A 19,287-nucleotide genomic window follows, 5' to 3' on the forward strand; every position below is an offset into this window, starting at 1 on the left:
CGGTGGCGAGCGAGACAGTGGCGACCGTCCGGCCCGGCGAGCGACGCGTCGCGGCGTCATCGCGGTCGGTGCCGCCGGGCTGCTCGCCGGCTGTCTCGTGACTTCCGAAGAGGGAGATCCGACTACTCGGCAGACGGACGACGGAACGAGCGGCAACGGGACGGACGACGGCGGGGACGGGTCGCGAGGAGACGGCGATGGGTCGGGCGACGACGGCGAAACGACCCCGGACGAGGTCGGGCCGGACGGCTCGGGGCTCGTCGTCACCGACGCCTCGGTGCTGCGCGTGAGCGAGAGCGGCGGGCGGACGACGGTCGCCGCCCGCCTGACGGTCGAGAACGCCGGTCGGTTCGAGTACGGGACGGTGGAGTTCCGCGTCGACGCGTACGCGACGCCGGCGGGGTCGGACGAGCGCGAGGCGGTCGGCTACGATCACGTCTCGCGCCGGTTCCCGCGCAACGATCGCTTCGACGGCTCGCGGTCCCGACGGTTCACCGTCGAGATCACGTTCCCGAGCCGACGGACGAACGTCAGGGCCGATCCGGCCCGGTACGCCGTCGACGCGGCGGTCAGGCGCGCCGAACCGGTTTGAGACGCCGGCGGCGGGGGTCTCCGCAGTGGTTCCGAGGTTGGGACGGCCGGCCGCGGGTCGCCCCCCGAGAGACTCGCCGTTATCGCTACCTCTTTGTCCGCGCTCGCGAGCCGTGACCGCATGGAGGGACGGGCCGCGGCGCTCGGAGCCGGAACCGTGTTGAACGCGCTCGCGACCGGCACGGGCGCCGCCTTCGGCATCGACGTCGAGACGCGCGCGACGGTCGAACTCGACCCCGCGGCCGACGGCGTCGACGGCGAGATAGCCGAGGACGCGGCCGCGGACGCCGGCCTGATCGAGCGCTGCGTCGCGCTCGCGACCGGGCGCTGGGGCGACGGCGAGGGCGGCCGCGTCCGGACCGACAGCGACGTGCCGCTCGCCGCGGGGTTGAAGAGCTCCAGCGCGGCCGCCAACGCGACCGTCCTCGCGACCTGCGACGCGCTCGGGCTCGGCGTGGGCGACGACCCGGACGACCCCGCGGTCGACGTCACCCGCCTGGAGGCCTGTCGGCTTGGCGTGCGCGCCGCCCGCGAGGCCGGCGTCACGGTCACCGGGGCCTTCGACGACGCGACCGCGTCGATGCTCGGCGGCGTCACCGTCACCGACAACGGCGCCGACGAACTCCGCACCCGCGAGACGGTCGACTGGGACGTCCTCGTCTGGACGCCGCCCGAGCGCGCCTACAGCGCGGACGCGGACGTGGCCCGCTGCGAGGCCGTCGCGCCGATGGCGGACCTCGTCGCCGACCTCGCGCTCGACGGCCGGTACGGCGAGGCGATGACGGTGAACGGGCTGGCGTTCTCGGCCGCGCTCGGGTTCGACGCCGACCCCGCGGTCGAGGCGATGCCGCACGCGACCGCGGTGTCGCTGTCGGGGACCGGCCCGAGCGTCGTCGCCGTCGCGGCCCCCGGAGACCCCGAGACCGACCTCGACGCGGTCGCGGACGCGTGGGTCGACCGCCCCGGCACGCTGCGGCGAACGACGACGAGAGACGACGGCGCGACCGTCGAGTGAGCGCCCGCGACACACTACCCACCAACCACCAATGAGCGACACACCCAACGCGGACGACCGGAGCCTCGACGAACTGCGACACGAGATAGAGGACATCGACCGCGAGATAGTCGAACTGATCGCCCGCCGGACGTACGTCGCCGACACCGTCGCGGCCGTGAAAGCGGAGCGCGACCTCCCGACTACCGACGAGGGGCAGGAGGAGCGCGTGATGGAGCGCGCCGGCGAGAACGCCGAGCGCTTCGACGTGGACGCGAACCTCGTGAAGGCGATCTTCCGGCTGCTGATCGAGCTGAACAAGGTCGAGCAGCGGGAGAGTCGGTAGCGATCGATCAGCCGGAGACCGTCTCCCGGGCGCCTCGCCGGCCTACGCCGTCCCGTCTCGAATCAGCATCACCTTCACCCGGCGGACGGCGTCGAAGTCGCGGAGCCGGTACGTGAGCTGTCGGACGCGCTCGGCGTCCCCGCGACAGAACAGCGACTCGAGACACCACTCGCCCTGGTGCGTGTGGCTCGTGTTGAGGATGACGTCCTGATACTCGTGTTGCGCGCCGTGGAGCTCCCGGATGACCTCGTGGTGGCGGTAGTCGAAGCCGACGAGCGCGACCACCTCGCCGGTCGTGTCTTCGAGCCGCGAGTGCGCCTCGACGAACTCGCGCATCGCCTCGCGGACCGCCCGCGACCGGTTCTCGATCCCTTCCTCTCGCCACGTCCGATCGAACTCGTCGACCAGCTCGTCGGGGACGCTGAAGCTCGTTCGCATCGCCTCGCCATGGACCCCGCGAGTACAAGAGGCCCGTCATGCCGATCGCCGGTTCGGGACGACCGATCGCGACACCCCCCTCCGCCCGGACCGTCGGCCGATCGCTTTTCTTCCGCCCCGTCGAACCCCGGGTATGACACGCGTCGCCGAACTCCTCGCGTACCCCCTGAAGTCCTGTGACGGCGTCGCCGTCGACCGCGCCGCGATCGGCCCCGAGGGCGCGCTCCGCGGCGACCGCTCGTACGCGCTCGTCGAGGGCGGCGTCGACCCCGAGACGGCCTCCGTCGGCGGTGGCGGCGGCTACGTCAACGGGAAGAGCGAACGGGCGGTCCACGGGCTCCGCGCCGAGTACGACCTCGCCGGGCCGACCGACGCCACGCCGACGGCCGTGACGCTCGCGCGCCCGGCGACCGAGCGCGCCCCGGCCGCCGAGCGCACCTTCGCGCTCCCGGAGGAGAGCGACGCCCTGGCCGACTGGGTCGGCGAGTACCTCGGGTACGCCGTCGACCTCGTGCGCGACGACGCGGGCGGCTTCCCCGACGACCGCGCCGCCCACGGGCCGACGGTGGTCTCGCGGGCGACGCTGGAGACCGTCGCGTCGTGGTTCGACGACGTGGCGGACGCGACGGAGATGCGGCGACGGCTGCGCCCGAACGTCGTCCTCGACGACTGTCCCGCGTTCTTCGAGGACCGCCTGTTCGCCGACCGCGGCGAGGGGGTCCGCGTCGCGGTCGGCGGCACGGAGCTGATCGGCGTCAACCCGTGTCAGCGCTGCGTCGTCCCCTCCCGGGACCCGGACACCGGCGCGGCGATCGACGGGTTCCGCGAGCGGTTCGTCCGGATGCGCCGCGAGACGCTGCCCGACTGGACCGAGAGCGACCGCTTCGACCACGACTTCCGGCTGATGGTCAACACCGTCGTCGAGGAGCGCTCGTGGGGGGACGTCCTCGCCGTCGGCGACGAGGTCACCGTCGAGGGGGTCGTGGCCGTCGACGAGAACGGGACGCCCGTCGCCGGCGCGGACGCGGCGGAGTGACTGTCCGAGGGCGACGAGCGAACGGCGAGAAGGCGAACGGGGGAGCGCGCGGAAACGACGAGAGCGAGAGCGGAGACGGCGGCCCCGACGAGCGCGTCAGCGCCCGCCGTCGGTCATCGCGACCGGGTCGTCCGCGTCGGCGTCGGCCGGCTCCGCGGCGGACTCGCCGCGCGACGCGGGGTCGACCGCCGTGTCCGTGACGCCGAACTGCGTCCAGAAGGTCGCGACGACGACCGCGTACGCGACCAAGTCGTAGTGGACCGCGCCCTCGAGGCCGGTGAACGCGGTGAGCGTGCTGTACCCGAAGAGGGCGGCGACGCCCCCGACGAACGCGACCTCGTTGGTGAACTCGCCGTCGCGCACCGCCGCGGCCGCGTTGCGGATCGTCGGGCCGCAGGCGACGAGGAACGCGAGCCCGGAGAGCGCGCCGAGGTTGATGAAGAAGTGCGTCGTCATCTGCGAGTCGAGGATCGACTGGAGGTACTGGACCGTCACCGGGTCGTAGAACAGCCACTCGACGCGGGTCGGGTACAGCACCGCGATGTACGGCGTCGCGACCATCAGGCCGAACAGGGTCGCGACCGCGACGCGCGCCGACGCGAACTGCGAGGCGCGCCGCGACTCGAACGCGTCGTCGCCGGACGCGACGACTAGCCCGCACTCCGTCAGCACCTCGCGGAGCGCGTCCCGCGAGAGCGACGGGTCGTGGTGGACGCCGACCGTCCCGTTGCGCCGCGTCGCCGAGGCGGCGCTGACGCCGTCGACGTCGCGCAGGACCGCCTCCAGTAGCCCCTCGCGTCGGTCGGTGTCGATCCCGTCGACGGAGAACGTGTCGTGGGCGTGGTTCTCCGGGACGCGGGCGACTCGCGGGCCCGAACCGTCGGCGTCGTCCGGCGGCGTCTCGCCCGCGGGCGAGCCGGCCGCTCCCGCCCCGCCGGGCGCGTCGAGTCCCCGTTCGCGGACCGCGGCGTCGAGCGCCGACTCGCCGCCGGGGTGGTTGCTGTCTCGCATGAGAGAAACCTACGGGTACACGACTATGAAACTTCCCCCGAGCGGAAGCGCCGCCTCCGGCCCCGAACCGCGCGTTCGGCGCTCAGGCGTTGACCGATTCGAGGTACGTGCTCACGACCATCTGCCCCTTGCGGGTGAGCGTGGTCCCGCTGTCCCCGTCGGCGACCAGGCGCTCCTCTCGGAGGGTGTCGAGGATCATCGACGTCTGCGTGACGTCGCCGGTGACGACGTCGGCGATGTTCGCCTCGCCGCCGGCCGAGTAGATGGAGACGAGGATCTCCAGCTGCTCTTCGGTCGGGTCGAACGACTCCAGCTCCTCCATCGCCTCGTCGTACTCGATCTTGATGTACCGGCCGAGGATGTTGAGCGCGCGCTCGTTCGGGACGGTCGTGATCGACGTGACCGTCCGGTCGTCGACGACGTGCTCGAAGACGAGCGCCGGGCGCTTCTTCCCGCCGACGGTGCGGTCGGTGCGCTCGTAGTCGATCACCGCGGAGAGGTCGACGGTGAACGGCTCCGGACAGTTACCGAATCGGATCTCGCCCGGCGACACGGACACCGAGGCGCGGTGGTCGGTCGCGTCCGTGACGCGCCCGCCGACCTTCGCCGGGTGCCGCACCGTGACGGTGACGTTCCGCAGCAGGGTCTTGAACAGGAGCCTGACGAACTTGTCCATGTCGTCGGGTTCGCCCTCGACGAGCGCCGACCGCCGCGCCCCGTCGCGTTCGTACGCGATCGTGACGCTGTCGTTGAAGAACGAGCGCAGCTCGCCCGGGACGCTCCCGACGACGACGTCGAACACCCGCGAGAGCGGGACCGTCTCTTTCCCGTCGTCCGTCGCGAGGACGAGCCGTCGCTGGCTCAACAGGACGCGGCCGGTCGCCGGCTCGTCGGACTCCAGGTTCGCCGCGTGGACGCGGCCGACGAAGTCGGCGACGACGGACTCTTCCATCGATCCGTGCTGAGCGCCGTACGGTATTTATTGTTACTCACGGCGTATCAGTCGTGATAACGGGTTGTCACCCGAACCGACGCGACCGAGGCCGTTCGACGAGTGCGGCCGAACGGCGCCGTCAGACGGCCGATTTCGACGTCGAATCGAGACGAACGTGTTCGGTCGCGGCGCGCGCTCTCGGGGGTCGTCGGCCGGGGAACAGCAAAGCCTAATGACGTGGGCTCCAAACCATCTGGTGATGCCCACAGTAGAATACCTCAACTACGAAGTGCTCGACGACCACGGCTGGTCGATGGACGACGACGACCTCTTCGAGGAGGCCGCTGACGCCGGCCTCGACGCCGAAGACTACGGCACCCTCGAAGTGAACCAGGGCGAGTACATCCTCGAATCGGCCGAGGCCCAGGGCTACGACTGGCCCTTCTCGTGCCGCGCCGGCGCGTGCGCGAACTGCGCCTCCATCGTCAAGGAGGGCGACATCGAGATGGACATGCAGCAGATCCTCTCCGACGAGGAGGTCGAAGAGAAGAACGTCCGTCTCACCTGTATCGGGAGCCCGGCCACCGACGAGGTCAAGATCGTCTACAACGCGAAACACCTCGACTACCTGCAGAACCGCGTCATCTGATCGGGTCTCTCCTTCGGTAACCGCCGTTTTCACACGGGATCGCGGCGCGCGCGGTCCTCGACTTCTCTCGGCACCGAGAGCGACGGGTCCGTCGCTTCAGCCGCTTCGAGCGCCGACCGCGCCGCCGTCTCGACCGAATACGTTCGGCTGAATTTCGCGGCCGTGGGAACGCCCGAAACCCCGTTCGGGGGACCGTCCGTACGGGGGGTATGGTCGAGAAGACGGACCGACGCGAGAACGCGAACGGGCCGCGGTCGGCCGACGGTCGCCGCTTCGAGGTGTTCGTCCGCGAGGCGGAGTCGGACCCGCTCCGGCACGTCGGCACGGTCGCCGCGCCGACGCCGGACGCCGCCCACGAGGAGGCGAGCAAGCTCTTCGCCTGGTACGCCCGCGACGTGTGGGTGTGCCCGGCCGCGGAGGTGTCCCGGTTCTCCGCGGAGTCGCTCGCGGACGACGACGCCGAGGGCGACGCGAATGCCGAGGACGACGCGAATGCCGAGGACGAGGACGGCGACGAGCCGCGCGTCTACGACGAGACGGAGGGCACCCCGACCGCCTCCTGCGGCGGCGCGCCCCCGGCCGACGCGGTCGACGCCGACGACGCGGGGGGGCAGCGATGATCTCCGTCAGCAAGCTGCTCTGCGGGCTCGACGCCGAGAGCGACGGGCTCCGCTACGACGCGGCCGACGGCTCGAAGAAGTCGCAGATCACCGAGGAGAAACAGCAGCGCCCGGTCGTGGTCTGGAACACCACGAAGCGGTGTAACCTCTACTGCGAGCACTGCTACGCCGGCGCGGACGAGGCGGGCGCCCCCAACGAGCTCTCCACCGCCGAAGGGAAGGCGCTCATCGACGACCTGGCCGAGTTCGGCGTGCCCGTGCTCCTCTTTTCCGGCGGCGAGCCCCTCGTCCGCGAGGACCTCACGGAGCTCGTCGCGTACGCCGCCGACAGCGGGATCCGGCCGGTGCTCTCGACGAACGGGACCCTCCTCACCCGGGAGCGGGCCCGCGAGCTGAAGGAGGCGGGACTCAAGTACGCCGGCGTCTCCGTCGACGGGCTCCCCGAGCGCAACGACCGCATCCGGGGCGAGGAGGGGGCGTTCGACGCCGCCGTCCGCGGGATCGAGGCCTGCCTCGACGTGGGGCTCAAGACGGGGCTGCGGTACACGATCACCGAGCACAACGTCGACGACCTCGCCGGCGTCGTCGACTTGCTCGCCGACGTCGGCGTCGACCGCTTCTGCTTCTACCACCTCGACTACGGCGGCCGCGGCGCGGACATCTCGGACGTGGACCTCTCCCCGGAGGCGACCCGGCAGGCCGTCACCGACCTCTGTGACCTCACCCGCGAGTACCACGACCGCGGCGAGGAGATCGAGACGCTCCTCGTGGGCAACTACGCCGACGCGGGTCACCTCGTCGAGTACGCCGACCGCGAGATGGGCGAAGGCCGCGCGCGGCTCATCTACCGGTACCTCGAGCGCAACGGCGGCGACCCGACCGGCGAGCGCGTCGCCGACGTCGACCCCGTCGGCAACGTCCACCTCACCCAGTTCTGGCAGGGGTACTCGCCCGGGAACGTCCGCGACCGCTCGTTCGGCGCGATCTGGTCCGACGAGTCGAACCCGCTCCTCGCCGGGCTCCGCGAGCGGGAGGAACGCCTCTCCGGGCGGTGCGCCGACTGCGCGTACCAGTCGATCTGCCGGGGCGGCTCGCGGCTCCGCGCGCTCTCGACGCACGGCGACCCGTTCGCCCCCGACCCGAAGTGCTACCTCACCGAGTCGGAGCGCGCCGGCGAGGAGGCGCTCGCGCGGATCGACGCCGCCGACCGCTCCGCCCCCGCCGACGACTGAGCCGCCCCGCCGAGGTCGCTCACTCCCGTTCGCTTCCCGAGCCGTCTCCCGTCCCGTACTTCGCCGAGAAGCGCTCCGCGGGCAGCTCACCGCGGGCGACGCCGATGGCGTCGCGCACGAGCTCGGCGGCGGCGTCGTCGCGGATCGGTTCGACGACCGGGGAATCGTCGTCGCTCATGGCCGAGCGATGGAGTCGCCGCTCCCTCGGCCTCTCGCTTCACGTGTGGACGGCTTCAAGAGGGATCCGGGCGCTCCGCGCCGTCGAAGACGTCGGTGACCAGCTTCGCCTGCGCCGTGCGGAGCCGCTGTGAGAGCGCCGACTTGCTGATGCCGAGCTCGTCGGCCAGCTCGCTCAGGCGCACGTCGCGGTCGTCGTCGAAGTAGCCGCGGACCACCGCGAGCTCGAGCCCGCGCCGCTGTTTCGGCGTCAGCGCGGAGAGGTCGAAGGTGACCTGCTCCGTCGCGTCCGGCCCTTCCACGACCGCGAGCCGGACGAGCCGCACCCGGTCGACGACCGTCCGGAGCTCCTCGACCAGCCGGCGGACGGCGTCGCGGTCGTCGACGTACGCGGTCACGAGTATCGTCCCGTCCTCGACGCGCCGGAAGTGCGGCGCGTAGCCGAGCCGCGCGAACACGTGGCAGAGGCAGTCCTCGTCGACCTCGCCGGTCCCGCGGCGCACGTCACCCTCCGGGGTCGTCACGTCGGCGACGCACTCGTCGCCGACGGCGTTGACGGTGACCTCGGCGGCCGACTCCGCCTCGGAGACGATCGGACAACCGCTGTCGCCGGTCGGGTCGACGTCGAGGTCGACCCGCAGGCGACGCCCCCCGTCGGCACCGGCGACGTCGGACATGACAGTCGGTACGGGTGGCGCGGTTTTTACTCTTCGGCGGATTCCCGGGATCCGGCGCGACGTCGCGTGGGCCTGAAAAATCGGTCGGGGTCGCTTCCGCGGCGGCGACGCGCTCTCGCGTCGGCTCAGTCCTCGGACTCGGGGGCGGCCTCCTCGGCGGCCGGCTCGCTCGTCCCGCTCGACTCGGCCTCCTCGCCCTCCTCGGAGCGGGCGGCGACGAGCGCCCCGCTGGCGACGCTGTACATCGGCTCGTCGGCCGAGCGCACGCCGCTGATCGAGAACGGGATGTTCGCGTCCGCGAGGTGGTCGGCGAACAGGTCCTCGAAGCCGTTCGGGCTGGAGGTGCCGCCGGTGACGACGACGGGCACGTCGAGCCCCTCCTCGACGTCCTCCTCGTCGACCTCGCGGGTGATGTTCTCGATGACGTAGTCGAGCAGGTTCTCGTAGTAGATGGCGAGCGCGCCCTCGACGCCGCCCACGTCGGTGCGGAAGTCGAGCTCGAAGTCGTCCTCCTTGATGCTCGTCACCTTGTCGACCGGGGTCCCGGTCGCCTGCGAGGTCTGCTCGTCGATCCAGTCGCCCCCGCGGGCGATGGAGAACTTCATGACGGGCACCGCGTAGTAGGCGAGACAGACGTTCGTCATCCCCGCGCCGAAGCTGATCCCGAGCCCGGTGAAGTTGTTGTCGGCGAGCTCGGAGTAGATGACCGCCATCCCCTCGTTGATCGGCTCGGGGTCGTACCCCATGTCGCCGAGCATCGACTCGAGGGTCTTCTCGTGGTACAGCGTCGTCAGCCCGGAGTCGATCGGGTCCGCGGGGCTGGAGTAGAACAGCCGCTCGTTGGGCTTCGAGGGCTCGCCGACCACCTGCTCGGTGATCAGCTTGATCATCGGGATGGCCGACGCCTCCTCGCTTGAGAGGATGCCGTGTTGCATCGGCCGGCGGGTCTCCTTGTTGAAGATGTTCGCGAAGTTCAGCGCGTCGTCGCCGACGACGTACACCTTGTCGTCCTTGCGGATGTGGAGGACCTCGCTGCGGGACAGCATCTGCTCGGCCATGTCGCTGTACTCGATCTCGACGAACGAGTTCCGCTGCTGTACGAACACCGTCTCCGCGCCCTCCTGTCGCCCGGAGAGGATGTTCATCGTACCGACGTCTAGGCCCTTAGCCATACCCGAGTATTTCATTTCGCACCTGATAAACGTTCGTGGGGATCCGTCCCGCGCTCCCGCGCCCCGGGCGAACACCTTCGGGAGTCGCGGCGATCGGCGGCCGATCCGCCGACGGGACGACCGCTGCGCGCCCCCGACCGCAGCGTCTCCCGCCCGATCCCGCACCGTTTATTCCTCGGGGGCGGGAGTACGCGGACGACGTGCGAGACACGCTCCGCGGTATCGTCGAACTCGCCCGCCTCGGCAACTGCGTCGCGGCCGGGGTGCTCACCGCCACCGGCGCGTTCGTCGCGGGCGCGGCCGGCGCGGTCCTCCCGACCGCGCTCGCCGCCGTGACGACCGCCTTCGCGGTCGCCGCCGGCAACGGCATAAACGACTACTTCGACCGCGAGATCGACGCGGTCAACCGCCCGGACCGACCCATCCCCCGCGGCGCGGTCTCGCCGCGGGGCGCGCTCGCGACCGCGACCGCCTGGTTCGCCGTCGCGGTCGCGGCCGCGGTCACCCTCCCGCCGCTGGCGATCGGCATCGCCGCCGTGAACCTCGTCGCCCTCGTGACGTACACGAGCCTGTTCAAGGGGACGCCCGGGCTCGGCAACGCCCTCGTCGCGTACCTCGTCGGCTCGACGTTCCTGTTCGGCGGGGCCGCCGTCGGGAACCCCCGCGCCGTCCTCGTCCTCGCCGCGCTCGCGGGCCTCTCGACGTTCACGCGCGAGGTGATCAAAGACGTCGAGGACGTGGCCGGCGACCGCGAGGAGGGGCTCTCTACGCTGCCCATCGCGTTCGGGGAGCGCCGCGCGCTGTGGATCGGCGCGGCCGCGCTCGTCGTCGCGGTCGCCGTCAGCCCGCTGCCGTACCTCTCCGGGACGCTCGGCGCGGCCTACCTCGCGGTCGTCGCGGTCGCCGACGCGGTCATGCTGTACGCGACCTACGAGAGCTTCGCCGACCCCGCCGCCGCGCAGCGCCGATTCAAGTACGGCACGTTCCTCGCGGCGGCGGCGTTCGTCGCGGGCCGGGCCGTCGTGGTCGCGTGAGACGGCTCGCGGCGGTCGCGCGGGTCGACAGAGCAGTCACTCGCGGACGCGACTCGACGAAAAAACGGAGTCGACAGCGGTTCGAACCGACGCTCGACGGCGGACGGTCAGGTGACGGTCACGCGACGTTGAAGCCCTTGTCGCGGAGGAAGTCCTCCACGCGACCCGAGTGGTTCCCCTGGAGCTCGATGGCGCCGTCCTCGACGGTGCCGCCGCAGGCGAACTTCGACTTGAGATCCGACGAGAGGGAGCTCAGATCCACGTCCTTCGGGTCGAATCCTTCGATGACCGTTACCTCCTTACCGTACCTGCGCTCGTCGATGCGGATGCTGATCTGCTGGGACTCTTTCGCGACGTCCTCGCAGACGCAGAGTTCCTGGGGCAGTCCGCACGTCGAGCAGACTTCCGACATTACAACCTGAGTCTACAGGATGCCCATATTAAATAGTGTCGGGAAGCCCCCCGTCAGCGGACGAACCGCCCGACGAGCGGCAGTCGTTCCACCGCGAGCCGGCGCACCGCGCGGCGCGCCTCGTCGGCCTCGTCGCGGGTCACCGACCCGGCGTACGCGGCGCGCTCGTACGCCGCCGCGACGGTCTCGACGCGCTCGTCCGCGCCGAGCGTCCGGATCGCGTTGACGTAGCTCCGCGGCGTCTCCCCCGGCCGCCGCTCGCGGTAGCGCCAGGCGAGCAGCCGTTCGAGGTCGGCGAACGCACGCTTCGCGTCCGTCGCCGGATCGCGGCGCAGCCGGGGCAAGACCGGCCCGATCCGGCGCCCCACGCGGTCGCCGACCCCGGCTCGCCGCCCGCCGGCGACGCCGAGCGCCGCGACGAGCAGCCAGTAGAGCGCGGTCTCCCAGTCCGGGAGCGGGATCGACCCGCCGCCCTCGGTCCCGGCGCTCGGCCTGTCACCCGGCGAGACGCTGTCCACCGTTCCCCCTTCCAGCCGCGAGATCTCCCCTGCGGTGGGGCCCTGCGAGTCGCCGGTCGCGTTCACGTCGCCCGCGACGGGCTCAGTCGCGCCGTTCTCGCTGGCGTTCGGCCCCGACCCGCCGTCGGCCGCGTTCGGCCCGCCCGCGCTGGGCTCGGTCTCCAGCGTCTGGTTTGGCGTCGAGGCGTCGGTGTCGACGTCCTCCGCGCCGTCGGCGCGCGCCTCCGCGAGCCGGGTGTCCCGCGCCTCGTCCCGCGGCTCGGACGGCGTCGGGTCGAACGCGACCCAGCCGTGGTCCGGCACGTAGATCGACACCCAGGTGTGGGCGTTCTGGCCCCGCACGACGTACTCGTCCTCGCCGACCTGCTGGCCGGTGGTGTACCCGCTCTCGAACCGGGTCGGGATCCCCTGCGACCGCAGCATCGCCGCCATCGTCGTCGCGAAGTAGACGCAGTAGCCGGCGTCCATCTCGAAGAGGAACGCGTCGGCGACGTCGCCCTCGGGCCGCTCGACCGTCAGCGAGTACGCGTACTCGGAGCGCAGGTACGCCTCGACCGCGGCCGCCTGCTCGTACGGCGACTCCGCGCCCGCGGCCGCGACGATCTCCTCGGTCCGGTCGCCCACCCGCTCCGGCGTGCTCTCGGGGAGCTGCGTGTACCGCTCCTCGATGGCCTCGGGGTAGTCGGTGCTGGCGTTGCGGAGCGCCGCGGGGTCGGCGTCGAGCACGCGGCTCTCGACGGTCACCTCGTCGCCCAGGTCGAGCGGCTCCGCGAGCCGCAGGCTGCCCCGCTCGTCGACCTCAACCGTCCCGCCGCCGGACGCGGCGACCGGCTTCCACGGCGCGGGTAACGCGCCGGACTCGGCCTCGGCGGTGATCGTCGTCGTGACGCGCTCGCTCTCGCCCGGCGGACCGGCGAGCGTGTCGTTGACCGCGGACCGCTCGCCGGTCCGCACCCAGCCGTCGCCGGTGTAGGTGTCGTACGCGCCGGTGTGCCAGTTCCGTTCGACCGGGCTCTCGATCGTGTATCGGACCTCGGGCGAGAGCCGCGTCGACCCGACCACCTCCAGCTCGTCGCCGCCGCTCAGGCTCGACTCCAGGGTCGAGGTCCCCCGGTCGAGCCCCAGCGGCGCCGCCGCGCCCCCGGGGACCACGGTGACGGTCGCGCTCGCCACGACCATCGCCGCGACGATCAGCGCGAACGTCCCCGCGTGGCCCCGCAGCCGGCTCGGGGTCGAGAGCGTCGAGAGGCCGACGGCGAGCGCGAGGCCGACGACGCCGGCGACCGCCGCCCCCGTGCCCGCGTCGCCGGTGAGCACGAGGAAGCCGAGCGTCCCGCCCGCGACCGCCGCGGCCGCGACGTGTCGCCCCCGCCCCGCGAAGTAGCCGACGAGGAACGTCGGCACCGGCGCGACCGCGAGCACCCAGACGTCCGCGAGCGCCAGCCGCAGCACGGAGAGCCCGGTCGACAGCGCGAGCACGTCGAGGGCGACGCTCCGGATCGTGAACAGCGCGCGCTGGCTCTCCGGGACCGCGAAGAGGTACGCGAGCAGCCCCGCGACGAAGATCCCGCCGGAGAAGACCAGGGCGGCCCGCTCGCCGATGACGCGCGCCAGCGCCAGCCCGCCGAGCCCGGCGACCGCGACGACCGCCGCGGTCCGGACCGTCCCGCCGACGACGTTCGTCACCTCGAAGAACACGGCGAGGTACGCCGCGGCGACGACCGCGACGCCGACCGCCGCCGGGTCGGCGAGCCGCCGGTCGTCCCCGGCCGGATCGGAACGAGCGCGGGGTTCTCGGGCGGGCGCGTCGCGGCTCACGGCGACGCCACCCCCCGTCGGTCCCTGGAGCCGTCGGTCCGGTTCGCCCCGGCGTCGCCGTCCGCCTGGCGCTCGCCCTCGGCCTCGCGGCGCAGGTCGTCGAAGGAGACCGACCGGTCGCCCGTGCGGAACCGGGCGCCGTCGGCCCCGGCGACGATCGTCACGTCGGCCTCGTCGCCCGCCACCGCCCCCGGTCCGGTCCGCGCCGCGAGCTCCAACACCTCGCGCCGGCCGCGGTCGCCCGGCGACGCCGAGACGCGCCCGGCGGGCAGCCGGACGTCGACCGGCACCCCGTCGTCGAGCAGCGCCAGCGCGAGGCTCACCGTCGCCCGGGCGAGCTCGTCGGCCGCCGCCGCGCTCGGAGAGCGGTCCTCGGGGCCGAACCCGGACAGCTCCTCGCCGCCGCCGACCTCCGTGCCGCCCGCGATCGTCACGCGGTTCCGCGCGGTCTCGGCCGAGAACTGCTTGACGACGATCTCGTCGCGCTTGGCGGTCGTCGCCCAGTGGACGTCGCGGACCGCGTCGCCGCGGGTGTACTCGCGGAGGCGGTCGAACTCCTCGCGCTGCCGGCTCACGTCGACCGCGTCGGCCGCGTGGAGCGCCCGGCGGAACCGGGCCGGGATCGGGTCGCGGGGCGGGTACACCGTCACCGCGTCGGTCTCGTCGACGACCAGCTCGCGCTCGAAGAGCCCGAACACGTCGGTCGCGGTGAGCTCGATCGGGCCGAGGGTCCGCTCGCCGCGCTCGCGGTACGTCACCCGGTAGGACACCGGCTCCGACCCCACCGAGGCCCGGATCGGCGCCGTCGGCCCGTCGAGCCCCTCGTCGACGCGGACGAACACGTCGGCGAGGAACGAACGGGAGGGAGCGGCGTCGCCGGTCACGTCGGGCCCGAACTCCAGGCGGACCTCCCGCGTCTCCCCGACGAAGCCGTCCGCGGGCGTCACGTGGCGGACGGCGGGGACGTCGACGCGCGACACCTGGACGTAGCCGGCCGCGAGCGCGATGGCCACCGGGATCACGATCGCGTCGAGCGCGCGCCCCCCGGCGGCGATCCCGCTGGCGGCCGCGACGAGGCCGACGAGGCCGGCGACGCGTCCCCGGCGGGTGAGTGCGGGCGTCATCGGTGCGTGGGGGGCGTCGGCGTCATCGCGGTGTCACTCCACCCGGATCCGGTCGAGCGCGTCGCTGACGACGTCCGCGCCGTCGGTCCCGCCCGACTCGGTCCGGATCCGGTGCGAGAGCACGGTCGGGGCCTCCGTCTGGACGTCGTCGGGGATCACGTACTCCCGCCCCTCGAGGGCGGCGCGGGCCTGCGACGCGCGGACAAGCGCGAGGCTCCCGCGCGGGCTCGCCCCGAGCCGCGCGTTCCGGCGGGTGAACACCGCGAGCCGGGCCACGTACTCCCGGACCGCCTCCGAGGCCTCGATCTCCCCGACGATCCGGCGGGCCGCCCGCACGTCGCCGATCGTCGCCACGGGCTCGACCGAGTCCACCGGGTGGTCGCCCGTGAGGCGGCCGAGTATCGCCGCCTCGTCCTCGGCGTCGGGGTAGCCGAGCCGGATCTTCTTCGTGAAGCGGTCGACCTCCGCGACCGGCAGCTCGTACGTCTGCCCCGGCTCCACGTCGTTCTGGGTCGCGATCACGCAGAACGGGTCCGGCAGCTTGCGGGTGGTCCCGTCGGTCGTGACCTGGTTCTCCTCCATCGCCTCCAGAAGCGACGACTGCGTCTTCGGCGGGGCGCGGTTGATCTCGTCGCCGAGGACGACGTTCGCGAACACCGGCCCGGGCTGGAAGTCGAACTCGTCGGTGCGGCGGTTGAACACGTTGACGCCGGTGACGTCGGAGGGCAGGAGGTCGGGGGTGAACTGGACGCGCTTGAACGAGCCGTCGATCGAGCGCGCGACCGACTTCGCGAGCGTCGTCTTCCCGACGCCGGGCACGTCCTCGACGAGGAGGTGACCGCGCGCCAGCACGGTGACGAGGACGTGCTCGACCGCCTCGCGCTTGCCGACGATCACCTCCTCGACCTCGTTCACGATCCGGTCCGCGAGCGCGGCGACGTCGGCGGGCGTCTCGGGCGCGTCCGCCGCGACGGCATCGGTCGTCGCCCTCCCGGGCTCGGCGTCGGCCGACTCCGCCGGACCGGTTCCGATCGGTGCCGGATCCCCGGGGTCCGTCATGTTCGGCCGGCCGCGTCCGGGTCTGCTTCCCGTCCGGACGCGACCGTGCGAATGCTCCCCGTGATCATCGATATACCCCGGGTAAGGCGAGCAACGGCATATGCGTTCCGCCGGCGGTAGTTCGCTCGAATCCGCGGGTCTCTGTCCCTCTGAGGCCGCCAGTCCGCCGATTTCGTGCGAGTCGTCGGCCCGCCTCCCGGGCCGCCAACCGCCGAAATCCGCGACTACGACTCCCTGACGTTCCGCCCGACCGGCTCGCCGAACGACGAGGCCCCCGTCGCCGGGTCGCGCTCGTAGACGACCTCGCCGCGGACGAGCGTCACCTCGGGGAAGACGCCGCGGAGCCCCTCGAAGGGCGTCCACGCGCAGGCGCTGTGGAGCGCGGCGGCCTCGATCTCGCGGGGGTCGGCGGTGTCGACGAGGACGAGGTCGGCGTCGCGCCCCGCCGCGACCCGTCCCTTCCGGTCGAGGCCGAAGATCTCGGCCGGGTTCGCGGCGACGACGTCGCGGACGCGCTCGAGCGACAGCTCGCCCGTCCGCGCCGACTCCAGGAGGAGCGGGTACAGCGTCTCCACGCCCGGCACGCCGCTCGGCGCGTCGACGAGTTCGCGGCGCTTCTCCTCGACCGTGTGGGGCGCGTGGTCGGTCGCGACCACGTCGACGTCGCCCGCGGCGAGGCGGGCGAACAGCGCCTCGCGGCGCTCCTCGGACCGTAGCGGCGGGTTCATCCGCCCGAACGTGCCGAGCGACCGCGCCCGCTCGCGGGAGAGGTAGAGGTGGTGCGGCGTCACCTCGCAGGTGACGCGTGCGGCGTCGGTACTAGCGTCGCCGTCGCCCCCTCCCGACTCGCTTTCGCGGGCCTCGACGACGGCGTCGACCGCCTCCGGCGTCGAGGTGTGCGCGACGTGGACCTGCGCGTCGCGGTCCGCGGCCGCCGCGAGCGCGCGCTCGACCGCGGCCACCTCGGCGTCGACCGTCCGATAGGCGGACCACCCGTCGGCGGTCGCGGCCGTGCCGACCCCGCCGAGGTCGCCGTCGAGCGCGCCGTCGTCGAACAGCGTCGCGTCCTCCGCGTGGACGGTGACGGGGACGTCGCGGGCGCTCGCCTCGTCGAGCGCGTCGGCGAACAGGTCGGCGTCGATCCCCATGTCGCCGGTCGAGTCCGCGAGGAACACCTCGCCGAGCGCGAACAGCGGCCGGTCGAAGAGGCTCGCCGGGTCCCAGTCGGGGGTCACGCCGCCGTTGATCCCGTAGTCGACGAGCGACTCGGCGGCGAGCGCGGCCTTCTCGTCGAACGCCGCGCCGTCGACGGTGGGCGGCGAGGTGTTCGGCTGGTCGACGACGGTCGTGACGCCGCCGGCCGCGGCGCTCCGGGAGCCCGAGCCCCACGTCTCCTTGTGGCTCCCGCCCGGCTCGCGGAAGTGGACGTGGACGTCGACCGCGCCCGGCAGGAGGTGTCGCCCGCGGGCCTCGAGGACGCGCTCGCCGGCGTCGGCCCCGAGCCCCTCGGCGACCGCGTCGATCCGTCCGTCGTCGCCGATACGCACGTCTCGCACCCGGCCGTCGGCCAGCGTCGCGCCCGTGATGAGCATCGTTGTGGGCCGGTCGCGGCGAGCGGGATAAACGCTGGTGGTTCCGGGCGGGCGTCGGTCGGCCTTGACGGCGACGCCTCGCGGGTCACCGCAAGAGGTTTGCCGCCCGCGGCGGCTCGTCTCGCGCATGGTCCCGTCCGTCCCCGCGACTTGGCTTCCGCTCTCCCCCGTTCCCGCGCTCGTCGGTTCGGCCGTCGGCTGGCTGTGGACGCTCGCGCTGCTGGTCCTCCCCGGGCTCGTCGCCGCGGGGCTGTGTGCGCCGTTCCTCGCGGCGTCGCGCCTCCGGGCGCTGTTCGAGGCGCTCCCCCCGGCGGGGCGGGTCCTGCCCTCGTACCTCGCGGTCGCGATCGGGCTCTCGGTCCCGTACGTCGCCGGCGTCGGCCTCACGGTGGCGCGCGCCGGCGAGGCGGGGCCCGCGTGGAGTTCGGGGTTCCTCTCGACGGCGCTTCTCGGCGGCGTCCTCGTCGGCCTCGTCGCTCCTGCGACCGCCGTCGCCGGGCTGCCGCGTTTCGGGGTCGACTGGGATCCGACCGGATACGGCCCCTCGACGTGGCTCCTCCTCGGCGCCGCCGGCCTCTGGTACGCGGTCGTCGCCGCCGTGCCGCTCGCCGCGCTCGCCGTCGGGATGGCGTTACCGGGCGGGTACTGACGGCGACGCGCGAACCGGGCGACCCGACTCCGCGGGACCTCCCGATTCCATAACACTTTGTTGCCTCGCGTCGAGACTCCCCCGCGCATGCTCCCCGCACCATTCCGGCTGTTCTTCGTTGCCGTCCCCCTCCTCGTTAGCGCCGGCGCGCTGGCGATGGCGGCGTTCCCGCGAAAGATGACGAGCTGGCAGACCCGCTCGCCAGACGGATCGACGGGGCGGATCGAACCGAGCGACACGCGGATCCTGCTGATGCGCGTGATGGGCGTCGTCGTCGCCGCGCTCGCCCTCCTGATGGCGTTCGGCACGTTCTCGTTCATCCCCTGAGGCCGGCGGTTCCGCGCCCCGGCCCGAATCCTTGTCACGCGGTGACGGCGCTCCGATACGGTTTTGGGTCGCCCCGCGGAACTCCCGACAAATGCTGTCTCGACAGTTCGTCCGGGAGAACCCCGAGGTCGTCCGCGAGGCGCTCGACAACAAGGGCGTCGACGTCGACCTCGACCGGATACTCGACGTCGACGAGGAGTGGCGGGAGCTGAAACAGCGCGGCGACGACCTGCGCCACGAGCGCAACGAGGTCTCCTCGACGATCGGCGAGCTGAAGGCCGCCGGCGAGGAGGCGGAGGCGAAGGAGGCGATCGAGCGCTCCCAGGAGCTCAAGTCGGAGCTCCAAGACGTCGAGGCGCGCGCCGACGAACTGGAGGGCGAACTGGAGGAGTCGCTGCTCGAACTGCCGCAGATCCCCCAGGAGTCGGTCCCGGTCGGCGCCGACGAGTCGGAGAACGTCGAGCGCCGCCGCGAGGGGTTCGACGACCTCCGCGACCTCCCCGCCGAGGTGACGCCGCACTACGACTTAGGCGAGGACCTGGAGATCCTCGACTTCGAGCGCGGCGCGAAGGTCGCCGGCGGCGGCTTCTACGTCGCGAAGGGCGACGGCGCCCGCCTCGAACACGCGCTGATCCAGTTCATGCTCGACGTCCACCGCGAGCAGGGGTACGAGGACGTGTTCCCGCCGATCCCGGTCAACTCCGCGTCGATGCGGGGCACCGGCCAGCTCCCGAAATTCACCGAGGACGCCTACCGCGTCGAGGGGTCGAACGAGGACGAGTACGACGACGACGACCTCTGGCTGCTCCCGACCGCGGAGGTGCCCGTCACGAACCTCCACCGCGACGAGATCCTCCTCGGCGAGGACCTCCCGCTG

Annotated in this window: 21 protein-coding genes and 1 pseudogene; 11 read left to right on the plus strand and 11 right to left on the minus strand. The window is 72.6% G+C overall.

Features of this window, described 5'->3' with window-relative positions; genetic code table 11:
• The 3 genes from Q0116_RS05245 to Q0116_RS05255 form a co-directional block, all read left to right on the plus strand.
• A partial coding sequence (locus Q0116_RS05245; RefSeq protein WP_297886165.1) for a hypothetical protein occupies positions 1 to 592 on the plus strand: 592 nt, incomplete at its 5' end.
• A gap of 120 nt (positions 593 to 712) precedes the next feature.
• Positions 713 to 1,606, plus strand: a complete 894-nt coding sequence (locus tag Q0116_RS05250; protein ID WP_297886167.1) for a shikimate kinase — start codon at positions 713 to 715, stop codon at positions 1,604 to 1,606.
• Between the two features lie 31 nt (positions 1,607 to 1,637).
• Positions 1,638 to 1,931 (plus strand): chorismate mutase, encoded by a 294-nt coding sequence (locus tag Q0116_RS05255; RefSeq protein WP_297886168.1) that lies wholly within the window; start codon positions 1,638 to 1,640, stop codon positions 1,929 to 1,931.
• A 42-nt stretch (positions 1,932 to 1,973) separates the two neighbouring features.
• Here the strand turns inward: Q0116_RS05255 and Q0116_RS05260 are convergent, their stop codons facing one another.
• Complete coding sequence (locus Q0116_RS05260) at positions 1,974 to 2,369, minus strand: CopG family ribbon-helix-helix protein (protein WP_297886170.1); 396 nt, start codon at positions 2,367 to 2,369, stop codon at positions 1,974 to 1,976.
• Positions 2,370 to 2,502: 133 nt separating this feature from the next.
• On the opposite strand from Q0116_RS05260, the gene Q0116_RS05265 reads away from it, so the two are divergent.
• The gene (locus Q0116_RS05265; protein ID WP_297886172.1) at positions 2,503 to 3,405 is read left to right on the plus strand and encodes an MOSC domain-containing protein; all 903 of its coding nucleotides are present in this window, start codon (positions 2,503 to 2,505) and stop codon (positions 3,403 to 3,405) included.
• Positions 3,406 to 3,501: 96 nt separating this feature from the next.
• Here Q0116_RS05265 and Q0116_RS05270 read toward each other — a convergent pair whose 3' ends face one another.
• Both Q0116_RS05270 and Q0116_RS05275 read right to left on the minus strand, forming a co-directional pair.
• A complete protein-coding gene (locus tag Q0116_RS05270; RefSeq protein WP_297886174.1) occupies positions 3,502 to 4,416 on the minus strand; it encodes a hypothetical protein in 915 nt (304 codons plus the stop codon).
• 82 nt (positions 4,417 to 4,498) lie between these two features.
• Positions 4,499 to 5,368, minus strand: a complete 870-nt coding sequence (locus tag Q0116_RS05275) for a CheF family chemotaxis protein (RefSeq protein ID WP_297886176.1) — start codon at positions 5,366 to 5,368, stop codon at positions 4,499 to 4,501.
• Between the two features lie 241 nt (positions 5,369 to 5,609).
• On the opposite strand from Q0116_RS05275, the gene fer reads away from it, so the two are divergent.
• The 3 genes from fer (at position 5,610) to Q0116_RS05290 (ending at position 7,851) form a co-directional block, all read left to right on the plus strand.
• Positions 5,610 to 5,999, plus strand: coding sequence for a ferredoxin Fer (gene fer, locus Q0116_RS05280; protein WP_297886178.1), 390 nt, complete (start codon positions 5,610 to 5,612; stop codon positions 5,997 to 5,999).
• A 209-nt stretch (positions 6,000 to 6,208) separates the two neighbouring features.
• Positions 6,209 to 6,619: an Htur_1727 family rSAM-partnered candidate RiPP gene (locus Q0116_RS05285; protein ID WP_297886180.1), complete on the plus strand. Its 411-nt coding sequence runs from the start codon at positions 6,209 to 6,211 to the stop codon at positions 6,617 to 6,619.
• The gene (locus Q0116_RS05290) at positions 6,616 to 7,851 is read left to right on the plus strand and encodes a TIGR04347 family pseudo-SAM/SPASM protein (RefSeq protein WP_297886182.1); all 1,236 of its coding nucleotides are present in this window, start codon (positions 6,616 to 6,618) and stop codon (positions 7,849 to 7,851) included. Before Q0116_RS05285 ends, Q0116_RS05290 begins: the two co-directional genes overlap by 4 nt.
• 19 nt (positions 7,852 to 7,870) lie before the next feature.
• Here the strand turns inward: Q0116_RS05290 and Q0116_RS05295 are convergent, their stop codons facing one another.
• From Q0116_RS05295 to Q0116_RS05305, 3 genes are all read right to left on the minus strand, one after another.
• The gene (locus Q0116_RS05295; RefSeq protein ID WP_297886183.1) at positions 7,871 to 8,029 is read right to left on the minus strand and encodes a hypothetical protein; all 159 of its coding nucleotides are present in this window, start codon (positions 8,027 to 8,029) and stop codon (positions 7,871 to 7,873) included.
• 55 nt (positions 8,030 to 8,084) lie between these two features.
• Complete coding sequence (locus tag Q0116_RS05300) at positions 8,085 to 8,705, minus strand: helix-turn-helix domain-containing protein (RefSeq protein WP_297886185.1); 621 nt, start codon at positions 8,703 to 8,705, stop codon at positions 8,085 to 8,087.
• A gap of 125 nt (positions 8,706 to 8,830) precedes the next feature.
• Positions 8,831 to 9,877: a hypothetical protein gene (locus Q0116_RS05305; RefSeq protein ID WP_297886187.1), complete on the minus strand. Its 1,047-nt coding sequence runs from the start codon at positions 9,875 to 9,877 to the stop codon at positions 8,831 to 8,833.
• Positions 9,878 to 10,077: 200 nt separating this feature from the next.
• Between Q0116_RS05305 and Q0116_RS05310 the strand changes: the two genes are divergently transcribed.
• Entirely contained in the window at positions 10,078 to 10,911 is an 834-nt protein-coding gene (locus tag Q0116_RS05310; RefSeq protein WP_297886189.1) for a geranylgeranylglycerol-phosphate geranylgeranyltransferase, read from the plus strand.
• A 118-nt stretch (positions 10,912 to 11,029) separates the two neighbouring features.
• Here Q0116_RS05310 and yciH read toward each other — a convergent pair whose 3' ends face one another.
• The 5 genes from yciH to Q0116_RS05335 form a co-directional block, all read right to left on the minus strand.
• The gene (gene yciH / locus Q0116_RS05315; protein ID WP_004596695.1) at positions 11,030 to 11,323 is read right to left on the minus strand and encodes a stress response translation initiation inhibitor YciH; all 294 of its coding nucleotides are present in this window, start codon (positions 11,321 to 11,323) and stop codon (positions 11,030 to 11,032) included.
• A gap of 53 nt (positions 11,324 to 11,376) precedes the next feature.
• Entirely contained in the window at positions 11,377 to 13,659 is a 2,283-nt protein-coding gene (locus Q0116_RS05320) for a transglutaminase domain-containing protein (protein ID WP_297886204.1), read from the minus strand.
• Entirely contained in the window at positions 13,656 to 14,783 is a 1,128-nt protein-coding gene (locus Q0116_RS05325; protein ID WP_297886206.1) for a DUF58 domain-containing protein, read from the minus strand. Before Q0116_RS05325 ends, Q0116_RS05320 begins: the two co-directional genes overlap by 4 nt.
• 33 nt (positions 14,784 to 14,816) lie before the next feature.
• On the minus strand, positions 14,817 to 15,842 hold the full coding sequence (locus tag Q0116_RS05330; RefSeq protein ID WP_297886208.1) for a MoxR family ATPase: 1,026 nt from the start codon (positions 15,840 to 15,842) through the stop codon (positions 14,817 to 14,819).
• Between the two features lie 224 nt (positions 15,843 to 16,066).
• A complete protein-coding gene (locus Q0116_RS05335; protein WP_297886210.1) occupies positions 16,067 to 17,434 on the minus strand; it encodes a dihydroorotase in 1,368 nt (455 codons plus the stop codon).
• Between the two features lie 127 nt (positions 17,435 to 17,561).
• Here Q0116_RS05335 and Q0116_RS05340 point away from each other — a divergent pair, with 127 nt between their 5' ends.
• The 3 genes and pseudogenes from Q0116_RS05340 to Q0116_RS05350 form a co-directional block, all read left to right on the plus strand.
• Positions 17,562 to 18,083, plus strand: a complete 522-nt coding sequence (locus Q0116_RS05340; RefSeq protein WP_297886212.1) for a hypothetical protein — start codon at positions 17,562 to 17,564, stop codon at positions 18,081 to 18,083.
• An 87-nt stretch (positions 18,084 to 18,170) separates the two neighbouring features.
• The gene (locus Q0116_RS05345) at positions 18,171 to 18,410 is read left to right on the plus strand and encodes a hypothetical protein (RefSeq protein ID WP_086215416.1); all 240 of its coding nucleotides are present in this window, start codon (positions 18,171 to 18,173) and stop codon (positions 18,408 to 18,410) included.
• 91 nt (positions 18,411 to 18,501) lie between these two features.
• A pseudogene (locus Q0116_RS05350) lies at positions 18,502 to 19,287 on the plus strand (serine--tRNA ligase); the annotation flags it as partial.

Origin of the sequence: uncultured Halorubrum sp., assembly GCF_937146585.1 — an archaeon.
Classification (GTDB): Archaea; Halobacteriota; Halobacteria; order Halobacteriales; family Haloferacaceae; genus Halorubrum; species Halorubrum miltondacostae.